This is a genomic window from Nonomuraea sp. NPDC052129 (assembly GCF_040680095.1).
Taxonomy (GTDB): Bacteria; Actinomycetota; Actinomycetes; order Streptosporangiales; family Streptosporangiaceae; genus Nonomuraea.
Map to the genome: position 1 here is coordinate 731379 of NZ_JBFAVX010000001.1, position 25025 is coordinate 756403.

General features: G+C 68.2%; 25 protein-coding genes. 15 read left to right on the forward strand and 10 right to left on the reverse strand.

The window, feature by feature from the left end; translation table 11 throughout:
- Window positions 1-30 precede the first annotated feature (30 nt).
- The 5 genes from lipB (at window position 31) to AB0L53_RS03415 (ending at window position 4569) form a co-directional block, all read left to right on the forward strand.
- On the forward strand, window positions 31-723 hold the full coding sequence (gene lipB / locus AB0L53_RS03395) for a lipoyl(octanoyl) transferase LipB (RefSeq protein ID WP_363989588.1): 693 nt from the start codon (window positions 31-33) through the stop codon (window positions 721-723).
- Window positions 724-782: 59 nt separating this feature from the next.
- On the forward strand, window positions 783-1817 hold the full coding sequence (locus AB0L53_RS03400) for a hypothetical protein (protein WP_363989591.1): 1035 nt from the start codon (window positions 783-785) through the stop codon (window positions 1815-1817).
- 87 nt (window positions 1818-1904) lie between these two features.
- Window positions 1905-2834 carry a lipoyl synthase gene (gene lipA / locus AB0L53_RS03405; protein WP_358538733.1) on the forward strand — a complete coding sequence of 310 codons (930 nt, stop codon included), beginning with the start codon at window positions 1905-1907 and terminating at the stop codon, window positions 2832-2834.
- A 275-nt stretch (window positions 2835-3109) separates the two neighbouring features.
- Window positions 3110-3790 (forward strand): DUF4191 domain-containing protein, encoded by a 681-nt coding sequence (locus tag AB0L53_RS03410; RefSeq protein WP_357944837.1) that lies wholly within the window; start codon window positions 3110-3112, stop codon window positions 3788-3790.
- Window positions 3790-4569, forward strand: a complete 780-nt coding sequence (locus tag AB0L53_RS03415; RefSeq protein ID WP_363989595.1) for a methyltransferase domain-containing protein — start codon at window positions 3790-3792, stop codon at window positions 4567-4569. Before AB0L53_RS03410 ends, AB0L53_RS03415 begins: the two co-directional genes overlap by 1 nt.
- A gap of 27 nt (window positions 4570-4596) precedes the next feature.
- Here AB0L53_RS03415 and AB0L53_RS03420 read toward each other — a convergent pair whose 3' ends face one another.
- The 4 genes from AB0L53_RS03420 to AB0L53_RS03435 form a co-directional block, all read right to left on the reverse strand.
- Window positions 4597-5535, reverse strand: coding sequence for a hypothetical protein (locus tag AB0L53_RS03420; RefSeq protein WP_363989598.1), 939 nt, complete (start codon window positions 5533-5535; stop codon window positions 4597-4599).
- 11 nt (window positions 5536-5546) lie between these two features.
- Window positions 5547-6167, reverse strand: a complete 621-nt coding sequence (locus tag AB0L53_RS03425) for a TetR family transcriptional regulator (RefSeq protein ID WP_363989601.1) — start codon at window positions 6165-6167, stop codon at window positions 5547-5549.
- A gap of 59 nt (window positions 6168-6226) precedes the next feature.
- Window positions 6227-10543, reverse strand: a complete 4317-nt coding sequence (locus AB0L53_RS03430) for a GH92 family glycosyl hydrolase (protein ID WP_363989604.1) — start codon at window positions 10541-10543, stop codon at window positions 6227-6229.
- Between the two features lie 63 nt (window positions 10544-10606).
- Complete coding sequence (locus tag AB0L53_RS03435; RefSeq protein WP_358188393.1) at window positions 10607-11068, reverse strand: RDD family protein; 462 nt, start codon at window positions 11066-11068, stop codon at window positions 10607-10609.
- An 87-nt stretch (window positions 11069-11155) separates the two neighbouring features.
- Here AB0L53_RS03435 and AB0L53_RS03440 point away from each other — a divergent pair, with 87 nt between their 5' ends.
- The 7 genes from AB0L53_RS03440 (at window position 11156) to AB0L53_RS03470 (ending at window position 17514) form a co-directional block, all read left to right on the forward strand.
- Window positions 11156-12139: a hypothetical protein gene (locus AB0L53_RS03440; protein WP_363989608.1), complete on the forward strand. Its 984-nt coding sequence runs from the start codon at window positions 11156-11158 to the stop codon at window positions 12137-12139.
- 95 nt (window positions 12140-12234) lie between these two features.
- Window positions 12235-13659: a type I glutamate--ammonia ligase gene (gene glnA, locus AB0L53_RS03445; RefSeq protein ID WP_225298326.1), complete on the forward strand. Its 1425-nt coding sequence runs from the start codon at window positions 12235-12237 to the stop codon at window positions 13657-13659.
- Between the two features lie 145 nt (window positions 13660-13804).
- On the forward strand, window positions 13805-14695 hold the full coding sequence (gene sigJ / locus AB0L53_RS03450; RefSeq protein ID WP_363989611.1) for an RNA polymerase sigma factor SigJ: 891 nt from the start codon (window positions 13805-13807) through the stop codon (window positions 14693-14695).
- 63 nt (window positions 14696-14758) lie between these two features.
- On the forward strand, window positions 14759-15505 hold the full coding sequence (locus AB0L53_RS03455) for an SDR family oxidoreductase (RefSeq protein WP_363989614.1): 747 nt from the start codon (window positions 14759-14761) through the stop codon (window positions 15503-15505).
- A complete protein-coding gene (locus AB0L53_RS03460; RefSeq protein WP_363989617.1) occupies window positions 15502-15921 on the forward strand; it encodes a hypothetical protein in 420 nt (139 codons plus the stop codon). The genes AB0L53_RS03455 and AB0L53_RS03460 overlap by 4 nt, the downstream gene beginning before the upstream one ends.
- A 31-nt stretch (window positions 15922-15952) precedes the next feature.
- A complete protein-coding gene (locus AB0L53_RS03465) occupies window positions 15953-16936 on the forward strand; it encodes a hypothetical protein (RefSeq protein WP_363989620.1) in 984 nt (327 codons plus the stop codon).
- Between the two features lie 242 nt (window positions 16937-17178).
- Window positions 17179-17514 carry a hypothetical protein gene (locus tag AB0L53_RS03470; protein ID WP_363989623.1) on the forward strand — a complete coding sequence of 112 codons (336 nt, stop codon included), beginning with the start codon at window positions 17179-17181 and terminating at the stop codon, window positions 17512-17514.
- A gap of 1292 nt (window positions 17515-18806) precedes the next feature.
- On the opposite strand, the gene AB0L53_RS03475 is transcribed toward AB0L53_RS03470, so the two are convergent.
- Together AB0L53_RS03475 and AB0L53_RS03480 are read right to left on the reverse strand one after the other, a co-directional pair.
- Window positions 18807-19112, reverse strand: a complete 306-nt coding sequence (locus AB0L53_RS03475) for a hypothetical protein (protein WP_363989626.1) — start codon at window positions 19110-19112, stop codon at window positions 18807-18809.
- Entirely contained in the window at window positions 19112-19429 is a 318-nt protein-coding gene (locus tag AB0L53_RS03480; protein WP_363989629.1) for an AbrB/MazE/SpoVT family DNA-binding domain-containing protein, read from the reverse strand. Before AB0L53_RS03480 ends, AB0L53_RS03475 begins: the two co-directional genes overlap by 1 nt.
- A gap of 239 nt (window positions 19430-19668) precedes the next feature.
- Here AB0L53_RS03480 and AB0L53_RS03485 point away from each other — a divergent pair, with 239 nt between their 5' ends.
- Both AB0L53_RS03485 and AB0L53_RS03490 read left to right on the forward strand, forming a co-directional pair.
- Window positions 19669-19929 carry a type II toxin-antitoxin system prevent-host-death family antitoxin gene (locus AB0L53_RS03485; RefSeq protein WP_363989631.1) on the forward strand — a complete coding sequence of 87 codons (261 nt, stop codon included), beginning with the start codon at window positions 19669-19671 and terminating at the stop codon, window positions 19927-19929.
- Window positions 19926-20327, forward strand: coding sequence for a PIN domain-containing protein (locus tag AB0L53_RS03490; protein ID WP_363989633.1), 402 nt, complete (start codon window positions 19926-19928; stop codon window positions 20325-20327). The genes AB0L53_RS03485 and AB0L53_RS03490 overlap by 4 nt, the downstream gene beginning before the upstream one ends.
- Window positions 20328-20422: 95 nt before the next feature.
- Here the strand turns inward: AB0L53_RS03490 and AB0L53_RS03495 are convergent, their stop codons facing one another.
- Entirely contained in the window at window positions 20423-21784 is a 1362-nt protein-coding gene (locus AB0L53_RS03495) for an MFS transporter (protein WP_363989637.1), read from the reverse strand.
- Between the two features lie 84 nt (window positions 21785-21868).
- On the opposite strand from AB0L53_RS03495, the gene AB0L53_RS03500 reads away from it, so the two are divergent.
- Window positions 21869-22792, forward strand: a complete 924-nt coding sequence (locus tag AB0L53_RS03500; protein WP_363989640.1) for a LysR family transcriptional regulator — start codon at window positions 21869-21871, stop codon at window positions 22790-22792.
- Window positions 22793-22818: 26 nt separating this feature from the next.
- On the opposite strand, the gene AB0L53_RS03505 is transcribed toward AB0L53_RS03500, so the two are convergent.
- From AB0L53_RS03505 to tnpA, 3 genes are all read right to left on the reverse strand, one after another.
- Window positions 22819-23361, reverse strand: coding sequence for a GNAT family N-acetyltransferase (locus AB0L53_RS03505; protein ID WP_363989642.1), 543 nt, complete (start codon window positions 23359-23361; stop codon window positions 22819-22821).
- 21 nt (window positions 23362-23382) lie between these two features.
- Complete coding sequence (locus tag AB0L53_RS03510; RefSeq protein WP_363989644.1) at window positions 23383-24417, reverse strand: hypothetical protein; 1035 nt, start codon at window positions 24415-24417, stop codon at window positions 23383-23385.
- A gap of 174 nt (window positions 24418-24591) precedes the next feature.
- Window positions 24592-25008: an IS200/IS605 family transposase gene (tnpA, locus tag AB0L53_RS03515; RefSeq protein WP_363989647.1), complete on the reverse strand. Its 417-nt coding sequence runs from the start codon at window positions 25006-25008 to the stop codon at window positions 24592-24594.
- Between the last annotated feature and the right edge of the window lie 17 nt (window positions 25009-25025).

Sequence of the window (25025 nt, forward strand, 5' to 3'; positions counted from 1 at the left end):
GGATGGGTGAGGGAACGGCACAATGGACCCATGCGCCCCAAGCACGGGGTCGACCCCCACGCATTGGCCATCGTCCGTCTCGGTGTCGACGTCCCCTACGAGCAGGCTTGGCAGCTGCAACGCTGGGTGCACGGCAAACGGGTGGCCCGGGAGCTGACCGACACGGTCCTGCTCCTGGAGCACGCGCCCGTCTACACGGCGGGCAAGCGCACCGCCCCGCACGAACGCCCTTCCGACGGCACCCCCGTGATCGACGTCGACCGCGGGGGCCGCATCACTTGGCACGGTCCCGGCCAGCTCGTCGCCTACCCGATCGTCGAGATCGACGACGTGACGCGCTACATCTGCCGGCTCGAAGACACGATGATCCAGATCTGTGCGGACTTCGGCGTCACGGCCAGGCGGATACCGGGCTGGGCCGGAGTCTGGGCCGCGGGCGACACCAGCCTCGGCCTCCCCGACCGCCAACTCGGCGCCGTGGCCATCCGCGTCTCACGCGGCGTCACGATGCACGGCTTCGCGCTCAACTGCGCCAATGATCCGCGGTGGTTCAGCCGGATCGTCCCGTGCGGCATCCCGGACGTGGGCGTCTCCTCACTGTCCGCCGAGACGGGCAGGCGGATCGTGGTCGAGGAGGTCATGCCGATCGCCGAGAAACGGCTGGCCGAAGCGCTGGGCCTGGAGCCGTACGACCTGCACGAGGAAGACCTGATGCGCCGCTGACCCACGGCCGGTCGCCGAATCACGGTGAAATCTGGCATTCGCCTGTTTACGATCAGCCTGTGAAGCGGTCTGTACAGCAGTCTGCGACGTGGCTCGCGGCCCTGGTTCTCGCTCTCGTCGTGCACACCCTGACGCTGGCCTTCGTCGTGCTGGGCGGGTGGACGATCGTGGTCAACGCCCAGTTCGCCGCGGCGTGGGCGCTCGGTGCCCTGCTGATCGCCATCGGGTGGATGCTGCGGCCGCGCCTCGGCAGCCTGCCCGCCGACGCCGAGGTACTCGACCCCTCCTCGGCCCCGCAGGTGTACGGCATGGCGGAGCGGGTGGCCGACCGGATCGGCGTCAAGCGTCCCCAGAAGGTGGCGGTCAGGGATCTGGTCCTGGGCACCACGTACGCGCGCACCGGCCCCCTGCGGGTGCCCGTGCTGGTCATCGGGCTGCCCTCGTGGCTGGCCCTTTCGCCGCGGCAGCGGGTCGCGCTGCTGGCCAGGGCGTACGCGGAGCTGCCGACCGGCGGCGAGCTCATCGTGGACGGCGCGCTGGCGACGCTGGGCGCATGGCGGGAGGCGCTCATCGGAGCGGCACCGCTGCGTGCGCGCGAGGCGGCCCACACGCAGATGGCCACCTCGCTAGGCGTACTGAACTCCAACAGCACCGGCTACGAGGCGGTCAGTTTTCTGGGCCGGATCGTCGGGCGGGTGCTCGGCGGCCCGGTGCTGCTCACCGAGTACTGCCTGAAACGGCTGGCCCGCTCCGACGACGCCCGCAGGCATGAACGGCGGCAGGCGAGGGCCCTGCGCGTCCTGACGGCCGAGGAACTGGCCGAGATCGACGGACTGCTGGCCAGCGGCAGGTACGTCGCCCCCATGCAGGCGGCGGCCCTGCGCGGCGAGAGCGTGGCGTCGATCAGGCGGACCGCGCTGCTGGTCCCCAACAGCGCCCACGACGGCGTCCGCACCACCGCGCCTGGCTCAGCGCCGTCCGGTTCCGTGCTGTCCAGCTCAGAGCTGCTCGGCTCGGCCGAGTCGGACCGGATCGACGACGAACTGCTTCGCCATTACACCCGCGCCATCCGCAGCTTCGGCCTGGTCATCTGAGCCGGCCAAGCCATCTGAATCATCCGATGACCCTGTGAATGACGCCCCTGGGAGTGGGACAGGTTGGGCGAGACGTAAGCTGGGTCGGTGACCGTTGCTCCTGAAGGCCGAAAGCTCCTCCGCCTGGAGGTGCGCAACGCCGAAACCCCTATCGAGCGCAAGCCCCCGTGGATCAAGACCAAGCTGAAGACGGGCCCCGAATACACCGAGCTGAAATCGCTCGTGCGCCGGGAGGGCCTGCACACGGTCTGTGAAGAGGCGGGCTGCCCCAATATCTACGAGTGCTGGGAAGACCGCGAGGCGACGTTCCTCATCGGCGGCGACCAGTGCACACGCCGCTGCGACTTCTGCCAGATCGACACCGGCAAGCCCAAGGAGTACGACCGGGACGAGCCGCGCCGCGTGGCCGAGTCGGTCGAGCAGATGGGCCTGCGCTACGCCACGGTGACCGGCGTGGCCCGCGACGACCTGCCCGACGGCGGCGCCTGGCTCTACGCCGAGACCGCGCGGCAGATCCACGCGCTGCTGCCCGGCTGCGGGGTCGAGCTGCTGGTGCCCGACTTCAACGGCGACCGTGAGCAGCTGGAAGAGGTGTTCTCGGCCAAGCCCGAGGTGTTCGCGCACAATGTCGAGACCGTGCCGCGGATCTTCAAGCGCATCCGGCCCGCGTTCCGCTACGAGCGCTCGCTGGGCGTGATCACGACGGCCCGTGAGGCCGGGCTGGTCACCAAGTCCAACCTGATCCTGGGCATGGGCGAGACGCGCGAGGAGGTCGTGGAGGCGATGCGCGACCTGCACGCCGCCGGCACCGACCTGCTGACGATCACCCAATACCTGCGCCCGACGCCCCGCCACCACCCGGTCGAGCGCTGGGTCAAGCCGGAGGAGTTCGTCGAGCTCCAGGCGGAGGCCGAGGCGATCGGCTTCGCGGGCGTCCTGTCGGGCCCGCTCGTCCGCTCCTCCTACCGCGCGGGCAAGCTCTACAAGCAGGCCATCGAGGCCCGCCAGAGCGCCTGAAGTCCCCTGGGCCGCCTCCGCCATGGAGGCGGCCTGGCTGCGTGACATCGGCTCCGCTGAATGGACGTGCAATACCGGTTTGGTAACGCACGTAGGCCGGGGTCTCACCGTCACGTCAGGGCGCCCGGCCCCGCATCACCGGAGGAGCGTGCCCCTGGACAGGGCCCGGCCCCGTACGGCGGGTGGGGCCCACCGTGCTCTGCCGTAAAAGAAAAACCCCAGAACGACCAGAGGCGTTTTCGTATCCCGCTCGGTTGGTTTGTATTCTTCGGAGCATGGCAAAGTCCGAGGACCCAGAGAAGCCGGGACGCATCAAGCAGTTCCGCATGATCGCGCAGATCATCAAGCAGGCCAACCCCAAGGGGTTGCCGATCGTCTTCCTTTCGGCGGTCGGCACGCTGGCTGTGATCGTCGTGATCGGGCTGGTCACGGACTATCTGTGGTATTCGGTGTTCCTCGGCGTGCTCGCCGCGCTCACCGTCGGCCTCGTGGTGTTCGGGCAGCTGGCGCAGCGCGCCCAATATTCGATCCTGCACGGCCAGACCGGCGCCGCCGCCGCGGTGCTGCAGGGCATGCGGGGCAACTGGCAGGTCACCCCGGCCATCGCGGTCAACCGTGACCAGGACCTGATCCACCTCGTGATCGGGTTCCCGGGGGTCGTGCTGGTGTCCGAGGGGCCCGGCAACCGGGTGGCGAAGATGCTCGCGGCCGAGAAGAAGCGGGTCGCGCGGGTGGTGCTGGGCGTCGAGATCTACGACATCCAGTGCGGCGACGGCGAGGGGCAGGTGCCGCTGGGCAAGCTTCAGCGCCACATCATGAAGCTGCCGCGCAACCTCAAGAAGCCCTCGGTCAACGAGGTCAAGGACCGCCTGCGCTCGCTCCCCAAGAACATGCCGATGCCCAAGGGCCCGATGCCCAAGGGCGCCCGGGTTCCGCGCGGCCCCAAGATGCGCTAGTGCCTCCAGGGAACGCGCTGTCGGACTCCTCACGGGCCAACCGCGGCTGGTGGGACGGCAACGCCGACGACTACCAGGTCGAACACGGCGAGTTCCTGCGCGACACCGGCTTCGTCTGGTGCCCGGAGGGCGTCGACGAGGCCGAGGCGCACCTGCTGGGCGACGTACGCGGCCGGCGGGTGCTGGAGATGGGCTGTGGCGCGGCTCAGTGCGCGCGGTGGCTGGTCGGGCAGGGGGCCGAGGTCGCCGCGTTCGACCTGTCGCACCGGCAGTTGCGCCACTCGCAGCGGATCGACCTCGACACCGGCCTGCACGTCCCTGTGGTGCAGGCCGACGCCGAGGTGCTCCCGTTCGCCGGCGGGTCGTTCGATCTGGCGTGCTCGGCGTTCGGGGCGCTGCCGTTCGTGGCCGATCCGCTGGCGGTGTTCCGTGAGGTGGGCCGGGTGCTGAGGCCGGGCGGGCGGTTCGTGTTCTCGGTCAGCCATCCGATCCGGTGGGCGTTCCCCGACGATCCGGGGCCGCGCGGGCTGACCTCCGACCGGTCCTACTTCGACCGTTCGCCCTATGTCGAGACGGACGAGTACGGCACAACCACCTACGTCGAGCACCATCGGACGATGGGCGACTGGGTCGGCCTGATCGTCGCCTCAGGACTGACCGTGACGGGCCTGCTGGAGCCCGAATGGCCGGCGGGCCACGACCGGGTGTGGGGCGGCTGGAGCCCGCTGCGCGGCAACCACATACCGGGCACCGCCATCTTCACCTGCGCCCGCCACTGACCCACCGCGCCTCCGGCCGCGCGGGGTTCAGGCGCGCCCGTACCGGGCCGCCATCGCGTGGAAGGCCGCCTTGGGCTCCCAGCGGGTCTCATCCAGCATCCGGACCACGCCGTACGCGCCCAGGTCGTCGTCGCCGAGCCGGTTGTAGGAGGCGAAGGTGAACCACAGGGCCGTGTCGACCCCCTCCTGCTCGAAGACGTCGAGCAGCTCGTTCAGGTAGCGGACCTGCTCGCCCTCGTCGCGTTCCGACCCGTCGGGCACGTCCCAGGCCATACCCCCGCGCTCCCCCGCCCCCGTATAGGCGCAGGTGCCGAACTCGGTCACCACGACGGGCTTGCCGTGCTTGAAGTGCCCGCGCAGCTCCTCCACGAAGCTGCCGGCGTTGTACGCGGCCCGGTAGGCGTCCACCCCGACCAGGTCGAACGGCGTCCAGTCGACGAACTCCCACGGCCCGGAGGCGTACGTGATCCGGCCTCCGAACAGCGGCCGCACCGTCTCGGCGACCTCCCCCAGGAAGCCGTTGAAGCGCCCCATGATCGCGCCCAGCGACTGCCACCACTCCATGTCGGCCGACATCATCGCCCGCATGCGCTCCATGTAGTCGGTACCGGGCATGAACCCGTCGCAGAAGGCGCTGGTCTCGCAGCCGGTGACCAGCACCACCTCGGCACCGCCACGCCGGACGGCCTCGGCTCGTTCGGCGCAGTCGGCGTAGAGGGGGATCACCTGTTCCGGCGTCAGGTCGACGGGGAACGGCGCGAACCAGACCTCCAGCCCGGCCGCGGCGGCCTGCTCGGCCGCCACGCTCAGGCGCTCCGGGTCGCCGCCGGACACGCGTACGGCCGCGCAGTGCAGCTCGTCGGCGATCACCCGCATCTCGCGCCCGACCGTCTCGGCGTCGAACGCCGTCCGGGACAGGCTCTCGCCCGGCAGAAACCCGGTGTCATAGTTGATGCCTTTTTTCACGAAATATCCCCTTACCTTCCGGTGAAGCCGTGCTCTAGGAGGTCGAAGGCGAGCTCGACGTCGTCCGCCAGCCGGCCGCCCGCCTCGGCGATGGGCGTCCCCTCGACGAGCCGCTGGAAGAACCCCTCCTGCACCGTCGTGAGCACGGCCGTGATCTGCGCGGCCATGAGCTGGTCCCGCAGCTCGCACGCCCCGTCCGGCACTCCCCGCGCACTGGCCAGAGCGGCGGCCAGCTCGTACCGCTGCCCCGCCCGGGTCTGGTGCAGCCCCGCCATCAGCGCCGGGCTGGCCGAGATCACCCAGGCCCGGGTGAGCAGGCCCTCGACGTCGACCCCCTCCGTGCCCTCGGCGGCGAACGCCCGGTAGTGCTCACGCAGCGCCTCGAGCGGCGCCTGTCCCGGCCGCCGCTCGTTGACGATCTTCGCTGAGTCCTCCTTGACCACGTCGAGGACGAGGCTCTCCTTGGTCGGGAAGTAGGTGAACAACGTGACCTTCGCGACCCCGGCCGCCTCGGCGATCTCGTTGACCGTCACAGCCTCGTAGCCGCGCTTGGCGAACATCCGCAGCGCCACCTCGGCGATGCGCCGCCGGGTCTGCTCCTTCTTCTTCTCCCTGAGTCCAGCCATCATCATGGGGACAGCGTAAACCTTACCGGGTTCAATATCGAACCCGGTAAGGTTTTTTTATCGCGCTAGAGACCCTTGCACTGGCCGGCCGACGGTCCCAAGACCGTGTTGGACATACCGTTCGCGGTCGGTGCCGGGGAGTTGCCCGCGCAGGTCAGCGGCCCCTTGACCGTGCTGGCGGCGATCAGTGGCCCGCTGTCGCCGACCAGCGTCACCGGTCCGCCCACCACCGATTTCTCCACGGACAGCTCCTTCACCGAGGTCGCCGTGAGCGGGCCGCCCACGGAGGTGTCCACCAGGACCAGCCGATCGGCGCCCACTGCGGTGACCGGTCCGCCGACCGTGGCGGCCCGCGCGATCAGCGAGGCGCCCTGCCGGAGGACGACGGGGCCGGTCACGTTCGCGCCCGCCACCAGGCAGGTCACGCCGGAGCCGACCGTGAGGGGGCCGCTGTGGGTGCCGGTGACGGTTCGCGTGCAGGCCGGATCCGGTACTGCCAGCAGCTCCAGCTCGGCCAGCGTGCCGGAGACGGTGAGGCGGTACTGGGCGTACCGTCCGGGGCGGGCGATCTTGAACGGCCGGGTCTGCCTCGCCTGGTCGAACCTCTGGCCGTCCCGCTGGTCGATGACCGTCCAGGCCGTACCATCGTAAGAGCCCTCGAGCTTCCACGACGTGGGACCGGTGGCCGCCGAGGTGAGGGTATAGAAGCTCACCAGGTCCCGCGCTCCCGCCTGAAGAGTGATATTTCCGGAAATGGTGGCTGTTGTTGCCGAGGTGTCGTCCGACAGCGCCGCTGGGCCACCGGTGACCGGGATATCGCGCATCGGGCGCGGCATCTCGCCGTCGGGCGTGATCGACTCCGGCGGCTCGCCCCACGTGGACGGCTTGGACCCCATCGCGAAGTCCAGTGCGACCCCACCGGCCAGCACGTCGTGCGGCAGCGCGGTGGACGTCCACGCCTTGCCGTTCACCTTGAGGCCCTGGATGTAGACGTTCTCGGCGTTGTTGGCCGGGGCATTGATCACCAGGTCCTTGCCGCTGGGCAAGTGCACGGTGGCCTTGGTGAACAGCGGCGAGCCGATCGCGTAGTCCTGGCTGCCGGCCTGGAGCGGGTAGAAGCCGAGGGCGCTGAAGACGTACCAGGCGGACATCTCGCCGTTGTCCTCGTCGCCCGGATAGCCCTGGCCGATCTCGCTGCCCAGGTAGAGCCGCGACAGCGCCTCCCTGACCTTGGCCTGCGCCTTCCACGGCTGCCCCGCGTGGTCGTACATGTAAATGATGTGGTGCGAGGGCTGGTTGCTGTGGCCGTACTGGCCCATGCGGACGTCCCTGGCCTCGCGCATCTCGTGGATCACGCCGTTGTACGAACCGGGGAACGTGGCCGTCTCCTGGTCGGCGAAGAAGGCGTCGAGCTTCTTGGCCAGGCCCGCGCGCCCGCCGTACAGGGCGGCGAGTCCGGTGCCGTCCTGGGGCGCGTGGAAGGCCATGTTCCAGCCGTCGGTCTCGGTGTAGTCGTAGCCCCAGACGCGGGGGTCGTAGTCGGCCTTGGTACGGCGCCACTTGCCCGTGGAGTCGCGCCCCTGGAAGAAGCCCACCTCCGGGTCGAACATGTTGACGTAGTTCAGGGCCCTGTTACGGAAATATTCGGACTCCTCCAGGTAGCGGGCCTTCTCCGCGCCGGTGGCGTCCTTGGCCAGGGCAGCGGCCATGGTCGAGATGCCGAAGTCGTTGATATATCCGTCCATGGCCCAGGACAGGCCCTCGCCTACCTCGTTCAGGGCGGTGTACCCGCGGAAGATCGAGGTCTGCAGCCCCTTGCGCCCGACGGCCGGGTTCGTCGGCACCACGGTGGCGTTCTTCACCGCCGCCGCGTACGCCGACTTGGCGTCGAAGCCGCGCACGCCCTTGCTGTAGGCGTCGGCGAAGGCCACGTCCGAACTGGTGCCCACCATGAGGTCGGCGTAGCCGGGCGAGGACCACCGGGCGATCCAGCCGGCGTCGCGATACTGCTGGACGAACCCGTCGATCAGCTCGCCCGCCTCGGGGGCCAGCAGCGAGTAAGCGGGCCAGGTCGTCCGGTAGGTGTCCCAGAAGCCGTTGTTGACGTAGATCTTGCCGTCCACGATCTTGGCCCCGGTCTGGGTGGGGGTGTCAGGCCCGCTCCTGGCCGATACCGGGCTGGCGTACTTGTAGGCGGGCGCGGCGGCCGTACCGGTGTTCTCGAAGCCCGAGTTCGGATAGAGGAACAGCCGGTACAGGTTCGAGTACAGCGTCGTGAGCTGGTCGGACGTGGCGCCCTCGACCTCGACCGTGCCCAGCTTGTCCTCCCAGGCGCGCTGGGCGCGTGCCTTGACCTCCTCGAACGTGCCGTTCTCCAGCTCCAGGTTGCGCTTGGCCTGCGCCACGCCGAGGAAGGAGGTGGCGATGTGCATCGTGACCTGCTTGGCGGAGAAGGCGACATAGCCTGTCACGTTGTCGCGGCCGGCGCCGGTCAGCTTGCCGCCGCCGGTGGGCTGCTGGTCGAAGACCGCGTAGACGTACATCCGGGTGGCGCCCGCCGACAGGCCGCTGCGCGTGTCGGTGAAGCCGGTGACGACGCCCTGGTCGATGGTCAGCCCGCCGTCGTTGTTGTAGTTGTCGAAGATCAGGCTGCCGCCGTCGCCGGGGAAGGTGAAGCGGAACACGGCCGCATGGTCGGCGGGCGCGATCTCCGTACGGATGCCGTTGAGCAGGTCGACCCCGTAGTAGTACGGCCTGGCGGTCTCGCCCGAGTGCAGGAACGGTGTGGCCCTGGCGACCCGGTCGGGGTTCGGCTTGGCCAGCAGCGACGGCATGACCTGGAAGGACTGCCGGTCCCCCATCCAGGGGCTCGGCTCGTGGCTGGCGGCGAACGCCTGGAGGGTCGGGACGTTGTCGGCGTTGCCGTTGCGGTGATACTCGTACAGCCAGGAGTTCGACCCGGAGCCCGTCATCGGCGTCCAGAAGTTGAACCCGTGCGGCACAGCCGTGGCCGGGAAGTCGTTGCCCCGCGAGAAGCCGCCGGTCGACTGGGTGCCGCGCGTCGTCACCACGTGGTCGGCCAGGCTCTTGACCTGCTCCGGCTTGGCGTTGACGAGCGTGATGTCGTCCACCCAGCCCTTGAACGGCAGCGGCCCGGCCGGCGCGTCGAAGGCGATCAGGATGCGCTTGATCCGCTTGCCCTTGGCGACGTCGCCGATGCGGGAGCGCTGGAAGTTCCACTGGTCGGCGTAGAGGGTCTTGGACTCGCCCTGCGCCCGCGGCGTCAGCCTGATCCCGTGCTGATCCTCGGCCTTGAGGTCGCTCAGGTAGGTGCCGTCGGCGAAGGCCAGGTCCACACTCGCGTACGTGCTGGGGTAACTCAGCGCGGCACCGGTGAACTCGGGGAACAGCACGTACGACAGCTCGGTGTCGGCCGTGACCTCGATGTCGGTCTCGAACACCTTGTTGGCCGAGTGGCCGCCGCCGCTGGTGGTCGTGCTGCCGGAGTAGCGCAGCGCCTTGAGGCCCGTGTAGCCGGCGCGGGGCTTGGCGGTGTAGCCGCTGCCGGGGCCGGGGCCGATCAGGCTGCGCATGTCGGAGGGCGGCTTCGGGGCGGTGTCGCCGTCCGAGAGCTGCAGCTCGGCGAGCTGGACGATCGTGCCCGAGCCGATCCGCGTGACGTTGAGCCGGTAGTAAAGGTAGGAGGCCGGGTGCGCGACGTCGAACTCGCGGGTCTTCAGCCGGGCGTCGAACACCTCTCCCGCCCGCGTGTCCACGGCCGTCCAGCTCTGCCCGTCCGCCGACCCCTCAAGGGCCCAGTCGCGCGGGTCGCGCTGGGCGGCGTCGTTGGCGGAGGCCATGGCGTACCGGGTGACCGCGATGGGCTTGGACAGCTTCACCGACACCCAGCCCGTGCCGGTGAACGCCAGCCACTTGGTGTTGACGTCCCCGTCGAACAGGTTCTCCTTCACCTCGCCCGAGGGGGTGTTCTCGCCGCTGGCCGCGATGTCGACGACCTCGTCGGTGATGTTGCCCGGGATGCCGCCGGTGGTGGCGCCGGTGATCCCCTCGGCCTTCCTGCCCTCGTCGACCGTGTTGAGCCAGGTCGGCTGCGGATCGCCGGTCTCAAGGGAGGAGTAGAAGAGCGCCCCTGGCGGGGCGGTCCGTACGGCGGCTTCCCGCTTGGCGCCCGGAGTCGGCGTCACCTCCTCGATGGGCGCCGGCTGCGTGGGCGCCGCCGAAGGCGCGTCCGACGGCAGCGGTGACGGAGCTGGATCGGTCACTGTTGGTGACGTCGGCGGATCGGCCGTCGCCACCCCGGATAACCCGGCGAATCCCAGTACAGCCGCGGTCGCCACGACCGCAAGACGTGCTCTCCGCATGTCGCCCTCCTGACAACGTTGTCAACAGCAGACTCCGCGAAGACAACGTTGTCAATGGACGTTTCACATACGCACGACGACCGTGTTGGAGGCGCGGTCGTGCAGCCCCCGGTGGTCGCGATCCCAGATGAGCGCGGGCACGGCCAGGCAGAGCAGCACCGTGCGTGCCAGCACGGGCACCAGACGGGGGCTGCCACCGTCCATCGCGGCCACCCTGATCCCCGCGAGCCGGTGCCCGAACGTCTGTCCCATGAACCCGACGAGCAGGATGTACTGGATCGCGAACACCACCACGGGCGCCCACGGCGACTCGGCCGGGTTCATCCGCAGCACGAGTTGGACGACGACCCAGGTGCAGATCATCCAGTCGATGACCAGTCCGGCGATGCGCCGCCCCCACCCGGCGACGGCGCCGCTCCCCTGCTCCGGCAGCCCCAGGCGCTCACCCGGATAGCCGAGATCGACACCCGCCGCCCTCACCCCGCCCAGCCAGGTCTGCGTCCACCGAGGCTCGTTCCCGCTCATACCTCAACGGTATCCGGCCGGGGGCTCGGTCGGGATCGTGACCCAACCGCGCCACAAAGATCACCTTTGTCCCTCATCATGTACGCCATGCCGAACGGGGATGACTTAGACGCGCGCTTCAACGAGCTCGTCGCGCAGATCGATGAGGACGAGCGGCGCAGGATGCGCGCGGCGGCCAGCAGGGGAGCCAGGGCGCCGCGCTCGGACAAGGCCACCCGGCCACGGCGAGCGGGGCGGGGCCTGCTCGCGGCCGGTCTGGTGGCCGCGGTGATCGGCGGCGCGACCGTGATCGTCGCCGCCCGTCCCGACCTGCTGACGCCACAGGTGGGGAGCCCGAGACCGGTCCCGGAGGAGACCCAACCGGTCATGGCGGCCCCGGAGGTGGCGGCCCTGGGAGAGGAGACCACGGCGGACCCGTTCAAGGGCTCCGCCGCCGAGAAGTACGCCACTGGCGTGGCCGGTCTGGTCATGCCGCCGGCCAAGGCGCTCGGCGGCATGAAGAAAGAGGACGTGGCCAAGGGCCTGGAGCGGACCCGTGACATGCTCGCCGCGAGCTTCTTCGACCGAAAGGCGCTCATGGGCGGCGAGCCGACAGCCCTCATGAAGCTGGTCGACCCTGAGCAGCGTGACGACCGCTGGAGGGCGTTCTGGTCACAGCGCTTCGCTCCGGGGACGGCTGAGCTCGTCACCGATGTGATCAAAGTCCACGGCGAGGCCACGCTGTCCGAGTCCAGGTTCTTTGGACGCCCCGGGGTCGCCGTCGCCTTCAATTACCTGGTCGTCTACGCCATTCGGCGGCCTGGTGAGCCCGCCACGACTATCAGGCTCGTCAGCCATTCCGATGGACGCATGCTGATCTATCGGGAGAAGGGACGCCTGGTCACGTGGGTGGACCGGTGGGACAGCGCCTACACTCCGGCGCGCTGTGACGCCAACGACGCCTTCATCCATCCCTACTACGACGATTCCGATCCTGGCAAGGTGAAGAGCACCGGCGCGCCGCTGGATCCTTACGATCTCAGCTGGAAGTCAAGCGGCGACGGCGGCTGCTTCAATACGGAGGGGACCTGAGCCCGCTTAACATGTGCGAAACAATCGAGACACCGATCGGAAACGGCCGCGACCTAACCTCGGCCTGATAGTCATGTCCTCAGGGAGGTTCGAGAGTGTTCAACTCCGCCGACGACGTCCTGAAGTTCATCAGTGACGAAGGGGTGCAGTTCGTCGATGTCAGGTTCACCGACCTGCCGGGGACGACGCACCACTTCACCTTCCCGGTAGAGAACTTCGGCGCCAGTGTCTTCACCGATGGGCTCATGTTCGACGGCTCGTCGATTCGCGGCTTCCAGGCCATCCACGAGTCGGACATGCTGCTGCTGCCCGACCCGTCCAGCGCCGTGCTCGACCCGTTCCGTCAGCACAAGACGCTCAACATAAACTTCTTCGTGCACGACCCGCTGACCGGCGAGGCCTACAGCCGCGACCCGCGCAACGTCGCCCGCAAGGCGGAGGAATACCTCAAGGGCACCGGCATCGCCGACACCGTCTACTTCGGGCCCGAGGCGGAGTTCTACATCTTCGACGACGTCCGCTTCGAGACGCGGCAGAACGCCGGCTATTACTACATCGACTCCATCGAGGGCGCCTGGAACACCGGCAAGGCCACCGAAGGCGGCAACCTCGGCTACAAGCCCCGTTACAAGGGCGGATACTTCCCGGTCCCGCCGATGGACCACTTCACGGACCTGCGCTCGGAGATGGTGCGCAACCTCATCGAGGCCGGCATCGACGTCGAGATGCAGCACCACGAGGTCGGCACGGCCGGCCAGGCGGAGATCGACTTCAGGTTCGGCACGCTGCTCAAGACGGCCGACAACCTGATGCTCTACAAGTACGTCATCAAGAGCACGGCCCTTGAATACGGCCACACGGTCACGTTCATGCCCAAGCCGATCTTCGGCGACAACGGCTCCGGCATGCACTGCCACCAGTCGCTGTGGAAGGACGGCTCGCCGCTCTTCTACGACGAGGTCGGCTACGCGGGCCTGTCCGACACGGCCCGCTACTACATCGGCGGCCTGCTCAGGCACGCGCCGTCGCTGCTGGCGTTCACCAACCCGACGGTCAACTCCTACCACCGTCTGGTGCCCGGCTACGAGGCCCCGGTCAACCTGGTCTACTCCCAGCGCAACCGCTCGGCCTGCGTCCGCATCCCGATCACGGGGTCCAACCCGAAGGCCAAGCGCATCGAGTTCCGCGTGCCGGACCCGTCGTGCAACCCGTACTTCGCCTTCTCGGCCATGCTGATGGCCGGCCTCGACGGCATCCGCAACAAGATCGAGCCGCCGGAGCCCGTCGACAAGGACCTCTACGAGCTGCCTCCGGAGGAGGCCCGCCAGGTGCCGCAGGTGCCCGGCTCGCTCCCCGAGGTACTCGCCGCGCTGGAGGCCGACCACGACTACCTGTTGGAGGGCGGCGTCTTCACGCCTGACCTGATCGAGACGTGGGTGGCGTACAAGCGCGAGAACGAGGTCGACCCGATCCGGCTGCGCCCGCACCCGCACGAGTTCGAGCTCTACTACGACATCTAGCAGTCCGACCGGAACAGCCCGGAACCGACCACCGGTTCCGGGCTGTTCCGCGTCCACGCCCACTCAGCCGGGTGATCGTCTGGGCGCGAGCGGCGTACGGAGGTCGAATATCGGCCCGGCTCGGTGGCCTGGAAGGCTGGCGGGCGTGACGGGTGACGCGGTTGAGGAGTTCGAGCGGCACCGCTCGAGGCTGTTCGGGCTGGCCTATCGGATGCTGGGTTCGGCCGAGGAGGCCGAGGACGTGGTCCAGGACACCTTCCTTCGCTGGCACCACCGCTCGGCTGTCGAATCGCCCTGGGCGTGGCTGGCCAAGGTGGCGACCAACCTGTGCGTGAACCGGTTGACGTCGGCGCGCGCCCGCCGGGTGAGCTATGTCGGTCCGTGGCTGCCTGAGCCGGTGCTGACCGCGGACGGCGCTCTGGGACCGCTGGACAGTGCCGAACAGCGAGACTTCGTCTCACTGGCCTTCCTGACCTTGCTGGAACGGCTCAACCCCGTGGAGCGCGCGGTGTTCGTGCTCCGTGAGGCCTTCGACTACAGCCATCGCGAAGTGGCCGAGGTCATCGATTCCTCCGAGGCGAACTCCCGGCAGCTGTATCGGCGTGCTCGCCTGCGACTCACCGACGCTCCTGGGAGTGCCGAGCGCCCGATGGATCGGGCCCACCACCGTGACCTGGTGAAAGGTTTCCTGGCGGCCGCGGAGGAGGGCGATCTTCCAGGGCTGGAGAAGCTGCTGGCCCACGACGTGACCGTGTGGGTGGACAGCGGCGGCAGGATCAGCGCCGCCAGACGACCTGTCTCGGGCGCCAACCGGGTGGCGCGCTATCTGGTCGGCGCATCGCGGACCACAGGTCAGCGGATCCGGCTGTCGATCGCGGAGCTGAACGGCGCTCCCGGCCTGCTGGCCCTGGCCGGTGAGGAGCTGATCGGCGTGCTGGTGCCGGAGACGGCGGGCGGCCTGATCAGCGAGATTCGCATCATCGCCAATCCCGCCAAACTTCGGTTGTCACGTTGGGAAGGTCTGACCGGTTCTTAATGGGTGCACCTGACAGCCGCGCGCGGCCATCAGCCTCGCGCTCTTCCACGAGAGTTGCCACTCATGACAGATCCGATCCTGGTGACGGGCGGTACCGGCCGGCTCGGCCGTAGGTTGGTTCCACGGCTTCTGGCCGCCGGCCACGCCGTACGCGTGCTGAGCCGCAAGCCGCCGCGCGACGAGATGACGCACCGCGGCGACCTGATCACGGGTGAGGGGCTCGAGGATGCGGTCGCCGAGACCGGCACGATCATTCACTGCGCGACCGGTAACGGCCACGCGGACCAAGACGTCACTCGCAGTCTCGTCCGGGCGGCCATGCGAACCGGTCGCCCGCACCTGATCTACGTGTCCATCGTCGGCATCGATCGAGTTGATATCTCCTACTATCGGGCGAAGCTGGCGTGTGAGCGGCTCCTGGAAGAGTCCGGGCTGCCGTTGACGATCCAGCGCACCACCCAGTTCCACGAGCTCATCGTCTGGATGTGCGCGATCCAGCGGCGGCTGCCGGTGATCTTGATGCCCGCCGGGGTCAGCTTTCAGCCCGTCGACACCGGCGAGGTGGCCGCCCGCTTGACCGACCTGGCCGAGGCGCCACCGGCGGGCCGGGCACCGGACATGGGCGGGCCTGAGGTGCGTACCGCGGCCGATCTGGCCCGCGCCTATGCTCGGGCGCGGTCCAGCCGCCGGCCGGTGGTGTCGATGCCGCTGCCGGGAATCGGGGGAATGCGCGGCTTTCGGGAGGGGAGCCACCTGGCTCCCGACCATGCCGTCGGGCAGATCACCTTCGAGCGGTTCCTCACCGCATGAGCGCGCGCATCTGGCTCCGCGCGGGCCTGGCGTTCCTGGCCGCGACACAGTTCGCCGTGGGCTGCTGGGCGCTGTTCTTCCCCCGCTCGTTCTTCGACATCCCGTTCGTGGGGATGCGCATGCCGTACAACGCGCATCTGATGATGGATTACGGCGCGATGAGCCTGGCGACGGCAGTGCCGCTGGGAGTGAGCTTCTTCGTCGTACGGCGCGGCATGGTCCGCACGGCGCTCGCCGTGTACGTGGTGTTCGCGGTGCCGCACCTGGCGATCCACGTGCGACTGCTGCACCATCTGACGCCTGGAGAGCGCGTGCCGTTGCTGCTCGCGCTCTCGGCGGCGGCAGTGATCCCGCTGATCTTGTGGCCGCTCACCAATAGGCTCCAACCGGTGCGCGAAGCGCCGCGCTCGACTTGAACCGATCACCGTATGCGATCATCGAACACTTATGGGCAAACTGACATGGTTTCCACTGCCATTCGGGCTCGTCGTGATCGTCGTCAACTTCTTCGCCGTCCGCGATGTGAAGGGGCGCCTTCCCGCCGGCCCCGTCGAGGCGAACGAGCACATAGTGCCCCAAGCGATCGACGCCTTCATCCCCTTCGCTCAGGGGCGGATCGCCCTGCTCGGGGCCTTCTTCATCGCCGCCACCCTGCTGTTCGGCCTCGTCGAGTTCGGATTGAACCGCCGGCCCGCGGGCCTCATGCTCGGGACAGGCTTCCTAAGCGCTGCCTACATGGCCGCGATGCCAGTCCTCTACGTCCTCAACCCGGTCACCGGCTACGACGAGGAGTTTCTCGACCCGCCGGGCGGATACGCCACGATGCCCTTCGACATGGGCGCGCTGTCGCCGCCGTGGTACCTACCGCTGCTCGGCTTGATCCTCGCCGCCGCCGCGATCGCCCAACTCCTCGCGGTTCGCGGCGTCGTGCGCCGCGACACGGTCCTTCCACCTTCTTCCCCCTGGAATGTGTGGCTCCTCCTGCTCCCGTTGGCGTTCCTCCTGGCCTTCGCCGCGGCCAACCTCGTGTCCGACCAGATCGCCCGCAGCGCGGCCCATCCCGGGTCCTTCTGGGAGGCCGACTACGCGCTACGCCTCATGTTGCAGATGTGGGCCTTCGCCGTCGTGCCCGCCGTCGGTCTGGCCCTTCACGGGATCCTCCTGCGTAGGCACGGCGTTCGCCCGCGCTCCCTGCTGCTCGTCGGCGTCTTCACGGTCGTCTACCTGTTGACGCTGCCACTCGTGGCTTGGGGCAACCTGCTGATGTACGCGGACGAGCAGTCAGGCTTCTCCGAGCACCTCCCCGCCTGGCGGGAGGAGGTCACCAACGGCATCCTCGCCGCCGCCGCCCTCGTCCAACTCGCCACCGTCCCGCTGCTGGCCCGGCGCGGGAAAACCCAGATGACCGGCGCAGCCGCCGCCAGTAAGTGATCGCCGTGTTGCGACGACCCCTTTCTCCCCCATATCAGGGCCTGGTCTGGCATCCGGCGTACGGTGAGCGCGCGGCGAGCCGATCATGACGCGCGAAGAGCCGGCTGCGAGCGTCGACGCCTTGATTTGAGACCGTGCCCGGCAACCCCGAGATCTAGGGGGATGTGGATGACCGGGAAGCTGCCGACGATGGGAGTCAGCCGAACGAGTCGAACCCGACTCGTCGAGAGAAGGAGTCCCCCATGTCCCAAGAGACCGTCAGCGCCATCCCGACCATCGAAGCCGACGCCCACGCACCCGCCGACCAGACGGGTACCGCCGCCGACGAGGTTCACGGCCGCAACGAACACTTCAGCGCCGCAGGAGAGGTCATCCTCCGCGCGGCGCTGGCCGGTGTCACACCGTTCACCCCGGTCACCGTCTCTATCACCGAGGTCGACGCCAACGGTCACCCCTTCATCGGCGGCGCCCGCATGACCGTGCACAACGTCCGCGCCTTCGAGGACGGCGTCGACACTCGGGTCAGCATCGAGTTCGACCGGCCTCTGCAGGTCAGACTCAGCTACCTCTGGTCCTGACCGCACCCGCGGGGCACTCACAACTCTGGGAAAGGCCATCGGCTGCCCCCAACAGCCGATGGCCATGCGTTCGATCCCGGCCGGTACCCGCCTTCCGAGCAGGGCCTTCAGCCGGTCGAGTTCCTGTCCGTACCGCGTGATGATCGCCCGATGAGCGTCAGCGCGCACATCACGGTTCCGGTGACCGCGCCGACGATCAGCAGGATCACCAGCGGGTTGACGTATCCGGGTACCAGATCGGTCGTGGTTCCATCCCGCCAATGGCACAGATGCCTGAGCGGGAGCCACGTCCATGAGGTAGCCGGAAAGCCTAAAGGCTTGCTGACACAGTATTCGCTGTTGGGAGCCAGCTCGAGAAATCGCCCAGCCCAGAATCCGTGCGCGTAGACGATCAGCGCGCCGACAGTGGAGAGGAAGGCGACAGCGAACCAACGGGAAGCTCTCACAAATGCCCAACTTTATCCAACGCATCTCGCAGAACTACTGGAAACGGGATTTATGGTCCCAGCCGACCGACTTTCCCGGCGCCACTTCCCGCGCACCCCGTACTGTCAAGACATGGGCACGATAGACGACGATGACGAGCAGAAAGAACACAGGCGCCGCGGCGCCTGTTTCGGCGAGGGTGGTAACTGGGAAGACCCGAACGGGAAAAGCGACAAAGAGCACAAGTGGACCAAATGCCGCACTTGCGTGAGGAGTGGTTGGCAATGACCCACCCCCTCACCTGCCCCGAATGCCAAGGAACCGGCGCAGATCGGAGCATTCCTGGGTATGTGCTCAAATGCATATGCTGCTACGGGAGAGGCGTCGTAGGCGGTCCTGACGATCCAAAAGAGAACCCTCGACGCGCGCGGACGGCACCAATCCCCGCGTGGCTGCATCCGGCACTGGAAGGAACAGGGTTGTGCGGCTACTGTGTCGGCTCCGGCCTGGTCGCCCACGTCAACGAGGAGACCAGCCGTCTCACGGAAACACCCTGCCCAGTATGCGCGCCAGCCCCGCCGCCCATCACCTTCTGAGCCGGACCTCTCCGGCTCGGTGAGGGGGCCGTGGATCTCTTCACTGGCTCTGACGAGAGCGGCCCGGTTGTGACGATCGATCTGCGGTCGGACCGCTGCCTCCACATGAGGGGATACACCACGCCGGCGCACCGATTCGATCACGCCGGAGCGGAACGAGACCGAAAGAGAGACTGCGGGATCCGCCTCGGGCATCCCGATTCCCACCAGTGTTTTGCCAGAGACAGCGGCCATGACGAAGCAAGGGGCCGCCGAGAGTGGGTTCCGGCTCTACGGTCCGGGCGGCGGAGTGAAGATGTCGCGAGTGCCCATCCTGCGCCAGACGATGTGGACTTCACCGGGGATTCGCTCGTCACCGTAACCGAAGGTGGCTCGACCGTCCGGGGCCCACGTCATCTCGAACACGCCCGGATATGCGGTCACTCCCTTCACGCGAAGCCCTCCACGGAAAGGTCCGTCAGCGATGATGTCGGGGATGAACGCCTCGGTGATCACCTTACGGAATCGAGCCTGTTGCTCGGCGGTCAGCTTTCGCCAGTCCCGCTCGAAACGGCCGGCCGTTTCGAAGGTGGGCATCAGGTGTCGTCGCGCGGTTCGTCGTCGCCCGAGTCAAGGTGGGCGAACATGTCCTCGGCAGAGCGATGGAAGGTGGTACGGCCAGCAGTGATGTCAGCGGTCGCCTGCCCTTCGCCGGCTTGCCATTCAGGCGTCCAGAACCATGCCTGATCGGCGGGGATCGACACGAAGCCGCGAATTGTCACGGTGCCGTCGTCATGCACGGCGAACTCGACCTCGTCCCCCTCGCCGATGTGCAGCGCTCGGCGGATCTCCTCGGGGAGGGTGAGCTGCGCCTTAGGGCGCACCTTGGCACGGGCCACTGACGTGACAGACACGACGGCTCCTCCAACTGTCGGATTTTCCAACGCTCCTACTCTATGCGACAGGCGCCGACTCGCCAGAGGTCGCAGGTGCCCGGCTCCTCCCCGAGGTCCTCGCCGCCCTGGAGGCCGACCACGACTACCTGTTTGAGGGCGGCGTCTTCACGCCTGACCCGATCGAGACGTGGGTGGCGTACAAGCGCGAGCCACAACGCCCTGGGCGGTCATACATATGTGCATGTTATTGTATGTACATGATGGCCGACCGCCTGGAGCCCGAGGAGACCTCGGTCACCGTGTCCGAACTGGCCCGCAATGTCGCAGCCCTGATTCGGCGAGCCGAAGCGGGAGAAGAGATCATCATCACCCGTGACGGCTCGCCTGTAGCTGTGATCGCTCCTCATTTCAAGCCCAATGGAGCCGCTCTCATAGCATTGTTCGAAGAATATGGGCCGGACCCCCAATGGGCCGAGTTGATCGAGGAGAGCCGGGAGCTCATGTGGGGTGGCCGATGAAGGCCGCAAAGGTCCTTTTGGACACGAATATCCTCATATCCCTGGAAAAGGGATTGTCTCTGGCGAAGGTGATCGATCCGGACGACGACGTCGCCGTTTCGGTCGTGACCATCGGAGAACTCCAGCTTGGCGTGGAACGATCTGATGACGCACACCGACGACAGCGCAGTGCCTTCGTTCAGCCAATGATGCAACATCTGCCGTCGATCGACTACACCCTGCAGGTCGCCCTGGTTCACGCGAAGATCGCGGCCACGATGTCCGGGAAGGGACTTACCAGGTCACGCCCGGACCTCATGATCGCAGCAACAGCAATCGCCACCGGAAGAACCCTCGTGACAGCCGACGAAGGATTCTCCGCAATCAGCGGCCTCAAAGCACGTCACCCAATGCGCTGACCCGATAAACAGATGATCTCTGTGTAGAATATCCATCTCGGTGGCTTCATCCATGCACCGTCTCAAACAGAGGTTTGCCAGAGGCGGTGCCACGATTACTTCCCGGCTGGAAGTCCAGCCGTCCCTGGTGAGCCAACGGTGGGCATCGTCCGTCGGGCGCGGGCCATGACGCCATAGCAGGCGCAGGTCAGTGCGGTCAGGATGGCGGCCACCGGCAGAGGGTGGGACAGGCCGCCGAGTACGGCCACGCCGAGCGTCGCGCCGACCTGGCGGGAGGCGTTGAGGACGCCGCCTGCCGTGCCCGCCGTGCCGGTCGGCGCGCTGGTGAGGATGCCGGCCATCAGCGCGGGCAGTACGAACGACAGCCCGAAGCCCATCACGACCAGCCATGGCGCCAGGTAGTCGGTGAGCGAGACGCCGGCCAGGCCGGTCGCCAGCAGGGCGAGGCCGCCGAGGATCGGGGGGCGGGGGCCGTAGCGGGCCACCAGGCGGCCGGTGAGCAGCGGGTTCACCGTCATCGGGAGGGTGAGGGGCAAGAAGGCCAGGCCCGTGGCCAGCGGGGTCAGGTGGCGGGTGTCCTGCAGGAAGAGGGTCAGGACGAACAGGGCGCCGGAGAAGGCGAAGTTCGCCACCATGCCCGCGAGCAGTTCCGGCCAGGTCACGGCGAGCAAGCCGCCGGGCAGGACGGGGGGCAGGACGGGGGCGTGACTGCGGCGCCCTGCGAACAGCCCGCGCCGCCCCACGAAGGGTGGGCGGCGATCCGCGAGCGCCTTTCGTCGCTCCACGAACACCAGCACGACGAGGGTGACCAGGGCCGACACCCCGGCGACCGGTGACGAGTCGATCAGGGCTTCGGCGAGCAGGCCGAGCAGTACGCAGGCCAGCGCCTGCACCCACCAGTCGATGAGCCGGTGCCCCCGGGGCGAGCGCACCCTTCGCATGGCCAGCAGGCTGATCAGGGCGATGGGCGGGTTGAGCAGGAAGACGGCTCGCCAGCCGTACTGGTCGACCAGGAGGCCGCCCAGCAGCGGGCCCGCGGCCAGGGCGGTGCCGGTGATGGCGGCCCACAGGCCGGTGGCGCGGGCGCGGGCGGCCGGGTCGGGGAAGAGTTCGGGCAGGAGGGCGAGTGAGCCGCCCGTGCAGAGCGCTCCCGCCACGCCGAGCAGGGCGCGCGCCGCGACCAGCGCGCCGAGATGGGGCGCCGCGGCGCTCAGCAGTGAGATCACGCCGAAGGCCGCCACACCGATCTTGAAGATCCAGGCGGCGCCGTACCGGTCGGCGACCGCTCCCCCGGTGAGCAGTGACGCGGCGAAGGCGACGGTGTAGGCGTTCACCGCCCATTGCTGTCCGGCCAGCGAGCCGCCGAGGGAGGCACGGAGGTCGGGCAGGGCGATCGTGAGCACGGTCGTGTCGAGGATCACCAAGAAGTAGGCCAGGGAGAAACCGAACATCTTCATGCCCCGAAGCCTGCTAAAGCAGCATATTTACCCTCAACAGGCTCGGCCGCAGGGGGCGTTCGGGAAAACCGTATGCTTGGCCGAATGGATCTGCGTCAGTTGCGGGGGTTCGTGGCGGTAGCGGGGGCGGGCACCGTCACCGGCGCCGCGAACAACCTCGGTCTCGCCCCTGCCTCGGTGTCCGAACAGGTACGCAGGCTGGAGGACAGCCTCGGCGTCGCGCTCTTCGAGCGCACGCCCCAGGGCATGCGCCTGACCGGCCCGGGTGCCACTCTGCTCACGCGTGCGCAAGGCCTGCTCGACCACGCGGACGAGGTACGGCGGGCGGTGACCGGCGGGCGCCGCCAGGTCCGGATCGGGGCGCTGGAGATGCTGGCCGCGGCCAAGTTGGCCGCCGTGGTCCGCCGCCTGGCGGAGCGCCGTCCTGACCTGGAGGTGGAAGTACGCTCGCTCACCCGCCAGGCGCTGCTGTCAGAGGTGGCCCGCGGCGAGTTGGACGCGGCGCTGCTGCTCGACTCCGGTACGCGGATCGGCGGCCTGGGATTCACCCCGCCGCCCGACATGGACTTCCTGGACGTGGGCGAGGTCAGGCTGTACCTGGTCGCCGCGCCCGACGGTGACCGGGAGCCGCTGCTGGTCAGCGCGCCGGGCTGCTCGATCCGGCTGGCGGCCGACCAGTTGTTCGGCGCCGGGGTGCCGCGCAGGGAGATGACCAGCATCGCCACGGCCCGCGAATGGACCAGGCAGGGCTTCGGGCGGGCGCTCCTCCCCGACTTCGTGCTGGAAGCCGACCTGGCCTCCGGTGCGCTGGTCCCACTCGACTTCGCGACACAGACGGACCCCGCCTCCGGCACACTGACCCCGCTCGACTTCGCGCCGGAGACGGACCCCGCCTCCGGCGCGCTCATCCCGTTCGGCTCCGACGCGCCGACGCTGGCTCTGCGGCTGGTCTGGCTGCGCAGCCGCGAGGCAGCCCTGCGCGACGTGCTCTACGCGATGAGCGCCTGACCTGACCACCTTCAAGCCGGTACGTACTACGCCATGAGCACCTGACCGCGCCTGAGCCGGTACAGGACGTGCGGCCGTTGCGGGTTGTCCGCCGGGACCCGCGGATGATAGAAGTCGTCAGCTATGTCACGGGTCATGCCCAGGCGTTCCATGACCTTGCGCGAGCGGGTGTTCCCCACGGTCGTCATGGAGACGATCTCGTCCAGCCCCGCCACGTCGAACCCATACCGTACGGCCTCCCGGGCCGCCTCGATCGCGTACCCGTGCCCCCACGCCGCCTTGGCCAGCCGCCAGCCCACCTCGACCGCCGGGGTGAACGGCGCCTCGAACGTCTGCAGGACCAGCCCGGTGAACCCGATGAACTCGCCGCTCTTACGCACCTCCAGCGCCCAGAGCCCGTACCCGTGGGCCTCGAAGCCCGCCTCGATCCTGTCGACGAAGCCGTCGCTCTCCGACCTGGTCAGCAGGGCCGGGAAATGCTCCATGACCTCGGCGTCGGCGTTCATCGCCGCGAACGGTTCCCTGTCGTCGTCGCGCCATCTGCGCATGATGAGCCGTTCTGTCTCCATCGGCGCAACATTAGCCCAGATCTAACGACGGCCGCGGATGCCGGTGAGGCGGCGGAGCAGGTCCCACCAGAACGACGCGCCGAACAGCAGCGCCACGAACGTCAGCACATAGCCGGGCCAGTGGCTGAGTGTGGTGAGACGGTCCCACCAGGCGGCGCCGTTCCAGTGGATGCTCGGCTCGCCCTCGGCCGGGATCGCGATGTTGACGATCGCGTGGTCGAACACCATGACCAGCGCGGGCTGGCTCAGCGTCTCAGTGATGCACGGCATCGGGTTGGACTGCGCGCACCGCTCCTTGAGCTCGCTGTAGGCGTCGGGCCCCGCCTCGGCCACGGCCGTCACCGAGGCACGGAAGGCGTTGTCGCGCAGCAGGGACTTGGCGTACTCGAACCCGTCCATCGTGAACAGCAGCACCACCACCACACCGAGCAGGGCGACCACCCACTTGACGTAGCGCTTGTAGAGCATCGACAGCCGCTGCATCTCGCCGTCGAACCACGTCTCCACGCCCTGCCGGAAGCGGTCCATGTCGCGCTGCGCGGTCTCCCACACGCCCTTGAGATGGCCGTAGAGCGGGCTGCCCATCGTCTTGAGCTTGGCCAGCAGCCCCTCGACGCCGTCCTTCTCGCCGGCGGCCATCTCCATCAGGGCCACCGCGAAGCGTTCCGGCGGGATGTTGGCGATGCTGGTGCGGCCTCTCTTCGGGTGGTCGATCTCCTGGACCCGCTGGTAGAGCAGTTGCGTCACGGCGTCGTCGGCCTTGGTCTCCTGCTCGGGCGCCTGGGCCGCCTCCACCGGGGCCGGCTGGTCGCTGTGGGCGGGCCGTGGATCGCGGACGAACGGCAGCCGCGCGAACACGTCGGCCACCTTGGCCGGCAACCACGACTTCCCCTGCGCGTCGCTGCCGTCCATGGTGTCGCGGAGATAGGCCCACAGGAACTTGCTGCGGATGCCCAGCAGCCGTACGAAAGCCTCGTTCAGCCCGCTGACCAGCAGCGACAGCAGGAGGAACGCCAGCACCAGACCTAACGCGAGGTCGACGTAAATGGAAAGCAAAATGGATCACCCCGCGCCTTGATACACCCGCCGGGGCCGGCCCGCACGGCCCGCAACCAACCTGTTACCGAAGGTCCGCAGAAAGCCTCGGCCTTCGGGCCGGGGATGAATGCGGTCCCCCTGCGGGGCATGGCCCGCCGTAGGCGGGGCATCCCGGAGCGCGGATGTGGAACCTCAGGTGGGGCGGCGCTGCTGTTCGATATACGCCTTGATGATCGATAGTGGCGCTCCGCCACAGGAGGCGGCGAAGTAGCTGGGTGACCAGAAGGGGCCGTGCATGATGGCGCGGTTGACGCTGCCGGTGAACTCCTTGCGCGGGTAGTGCGAGGAGACGCCCTTCAACGAGTTGACGAGTTTGCTGATCGCGACCTTGGGCGGGTAGTGGATGAGCAGGTGGACGTGGTCGTGTTCGCCGTTGAACTCGCGCAGTTCGGCCTCGAAACTGTCGCACACCTCGATCATGATGTCTTCGCAGCGGCGCAGCATCGCGTCGTCGTAGGCGTTTCTGCGATATGTGGTGACAAAGACCAGATGGGCGTGCATCGCGGAAACCGCGTGTCTGCCTCGTCGATATTCGACTTCCTGGCTCATAGACCAGATGATAATGT

What these genes read in the sequence shown, in the direction of transcription:
- AB0L53_RS03465 (WP_363989620.1), top strand. Translation starts at nt 15,953, where the DNA reads ATGGGCAAACTGACATGGTTTCCACTGCCATTCGGGCTCGTCGTGATC.
- AB0L53_RS03430 (WP_363989604.1), bottom strand. Translation starts at nt 10,543, where the DNA reads ATGCGGAGAGCACGTCTTGCGGTCGTGGCGACCGCGGCTGTACTGGGA.
- AB0L53_RS03495 (WP_363989637.1), bottom strand. Translation starts at nt 21,784, where the DNA reads ATGAAGATGTTCGGTTTCTCCCTGGCCTACTTCTTGGTGATCCTCGAC.
- AB0L53_RS03435 (WP_358188393.1), bottom strand. Translation starts at nt 11,068, where the DNA reads ATGAGCGGGAACGAGCCTCGGTGGACGCAGACCTGGCTGGGCGGGGTG.
- AB0L53_RS03455 (WP_363989614.1), top strand. Translation starts at nt 14,759, where the DNA reads ATGACAGATCCGATCCTGGTGACGGGCGGTACCGGCCGGCTCGGCCGT.
- AB0L53_RS03410 (WP_357944837.1), top strand. Translation starts at nt 3,110, where the DNA reads ATGGCAAAGTCCGAGGACCCAGAGAAGCCGGGACGCATCAAGCAGTTC.
- AB0L53_RS03500 (WP_363989640.1), top strand. Translation starts at nt 21,869, where the DNA reads ATGGATCTGCGTCAGTTGCGGGGGTTCGTGGCGGTAGCGGGGGCGGGC.
- AB0L53_RS03440 (WP_363989608.1), top strand. Translation starts at nt 11,156, where the DNA reads ATGCCGAACGGGGATGACTTAGACGCGCGCTTCAACGAGCTCGTCGCG.
- AB0L53_RS03425 (WP_363989601.1), bottom strand. Translation starts at nt 6,167, where the DNA reads ATGATGATGGCTGGACTCAGGGAGAAGAAGAAGGAGCAGACCCGGCGG.
- AB0L53_RS03475 (WP_363989626.1), bottom strand. Translation starts at nt 19,112, where the DNA reads ATGCCCACCTTCGAAACGGCCGGCCGTTTCGAGCGGGACTGGCGAAAG.
- AB0L53_RS03490 (WP_363989633.1), top strand. Translation starts at nt 19,926, where the DNA reads ATGAAGGCCGCAAAGGTCCTTTTGGACACGAATATCCTCATATCCCTG.
- AB0L53_RS03505 (WP_363989642.1), bottom strand. Translation starts at nt 23,361, where the DNA reads ATGGAGACAGAACGGCTCATCATGCGCAGATGGCGCGACGACGACAGG.
- AB0L53_RS03485 (WP_363989631.1), top strand. Translation starts at nt 19,669, where the DNA reads ATGATGGCCGACCGCCTGGAGCCCGAGGAGACCTCGGTCACCGTGTCC.
- lipB (WP_363989588.1), top strand. Translation starts at nt 31, where the DNA reads ATGCGCCCCAAGCACGGGGTCGACCCCCACGCATTGGCCATCGTCCGT.
- tnpA (WP_363989647.1), bottom strand. Translation starts at nt 25,008, where the DNA reads ATGAGCCAGGAAGTCGAATATCGACGAGGCAGACACGCGGTTTCCGCG.
- AB0L53_RS03470 (WP_363989623.1), top strand. Translation starts at nt 17,179, where the DNA reads ATGTCCCAAGAGACCGTCAGCGCCATCCCGACCATCGAAGCCGACGCC.
- AB0L53_RS03460 (WP_363989617.1), top strand. Translation starts at nt 15,502, where the DNA reads ATGAGCGCGCGCATCTGGCTCCGCGCGGGCCTGGCGTTCCTGGCCGCG.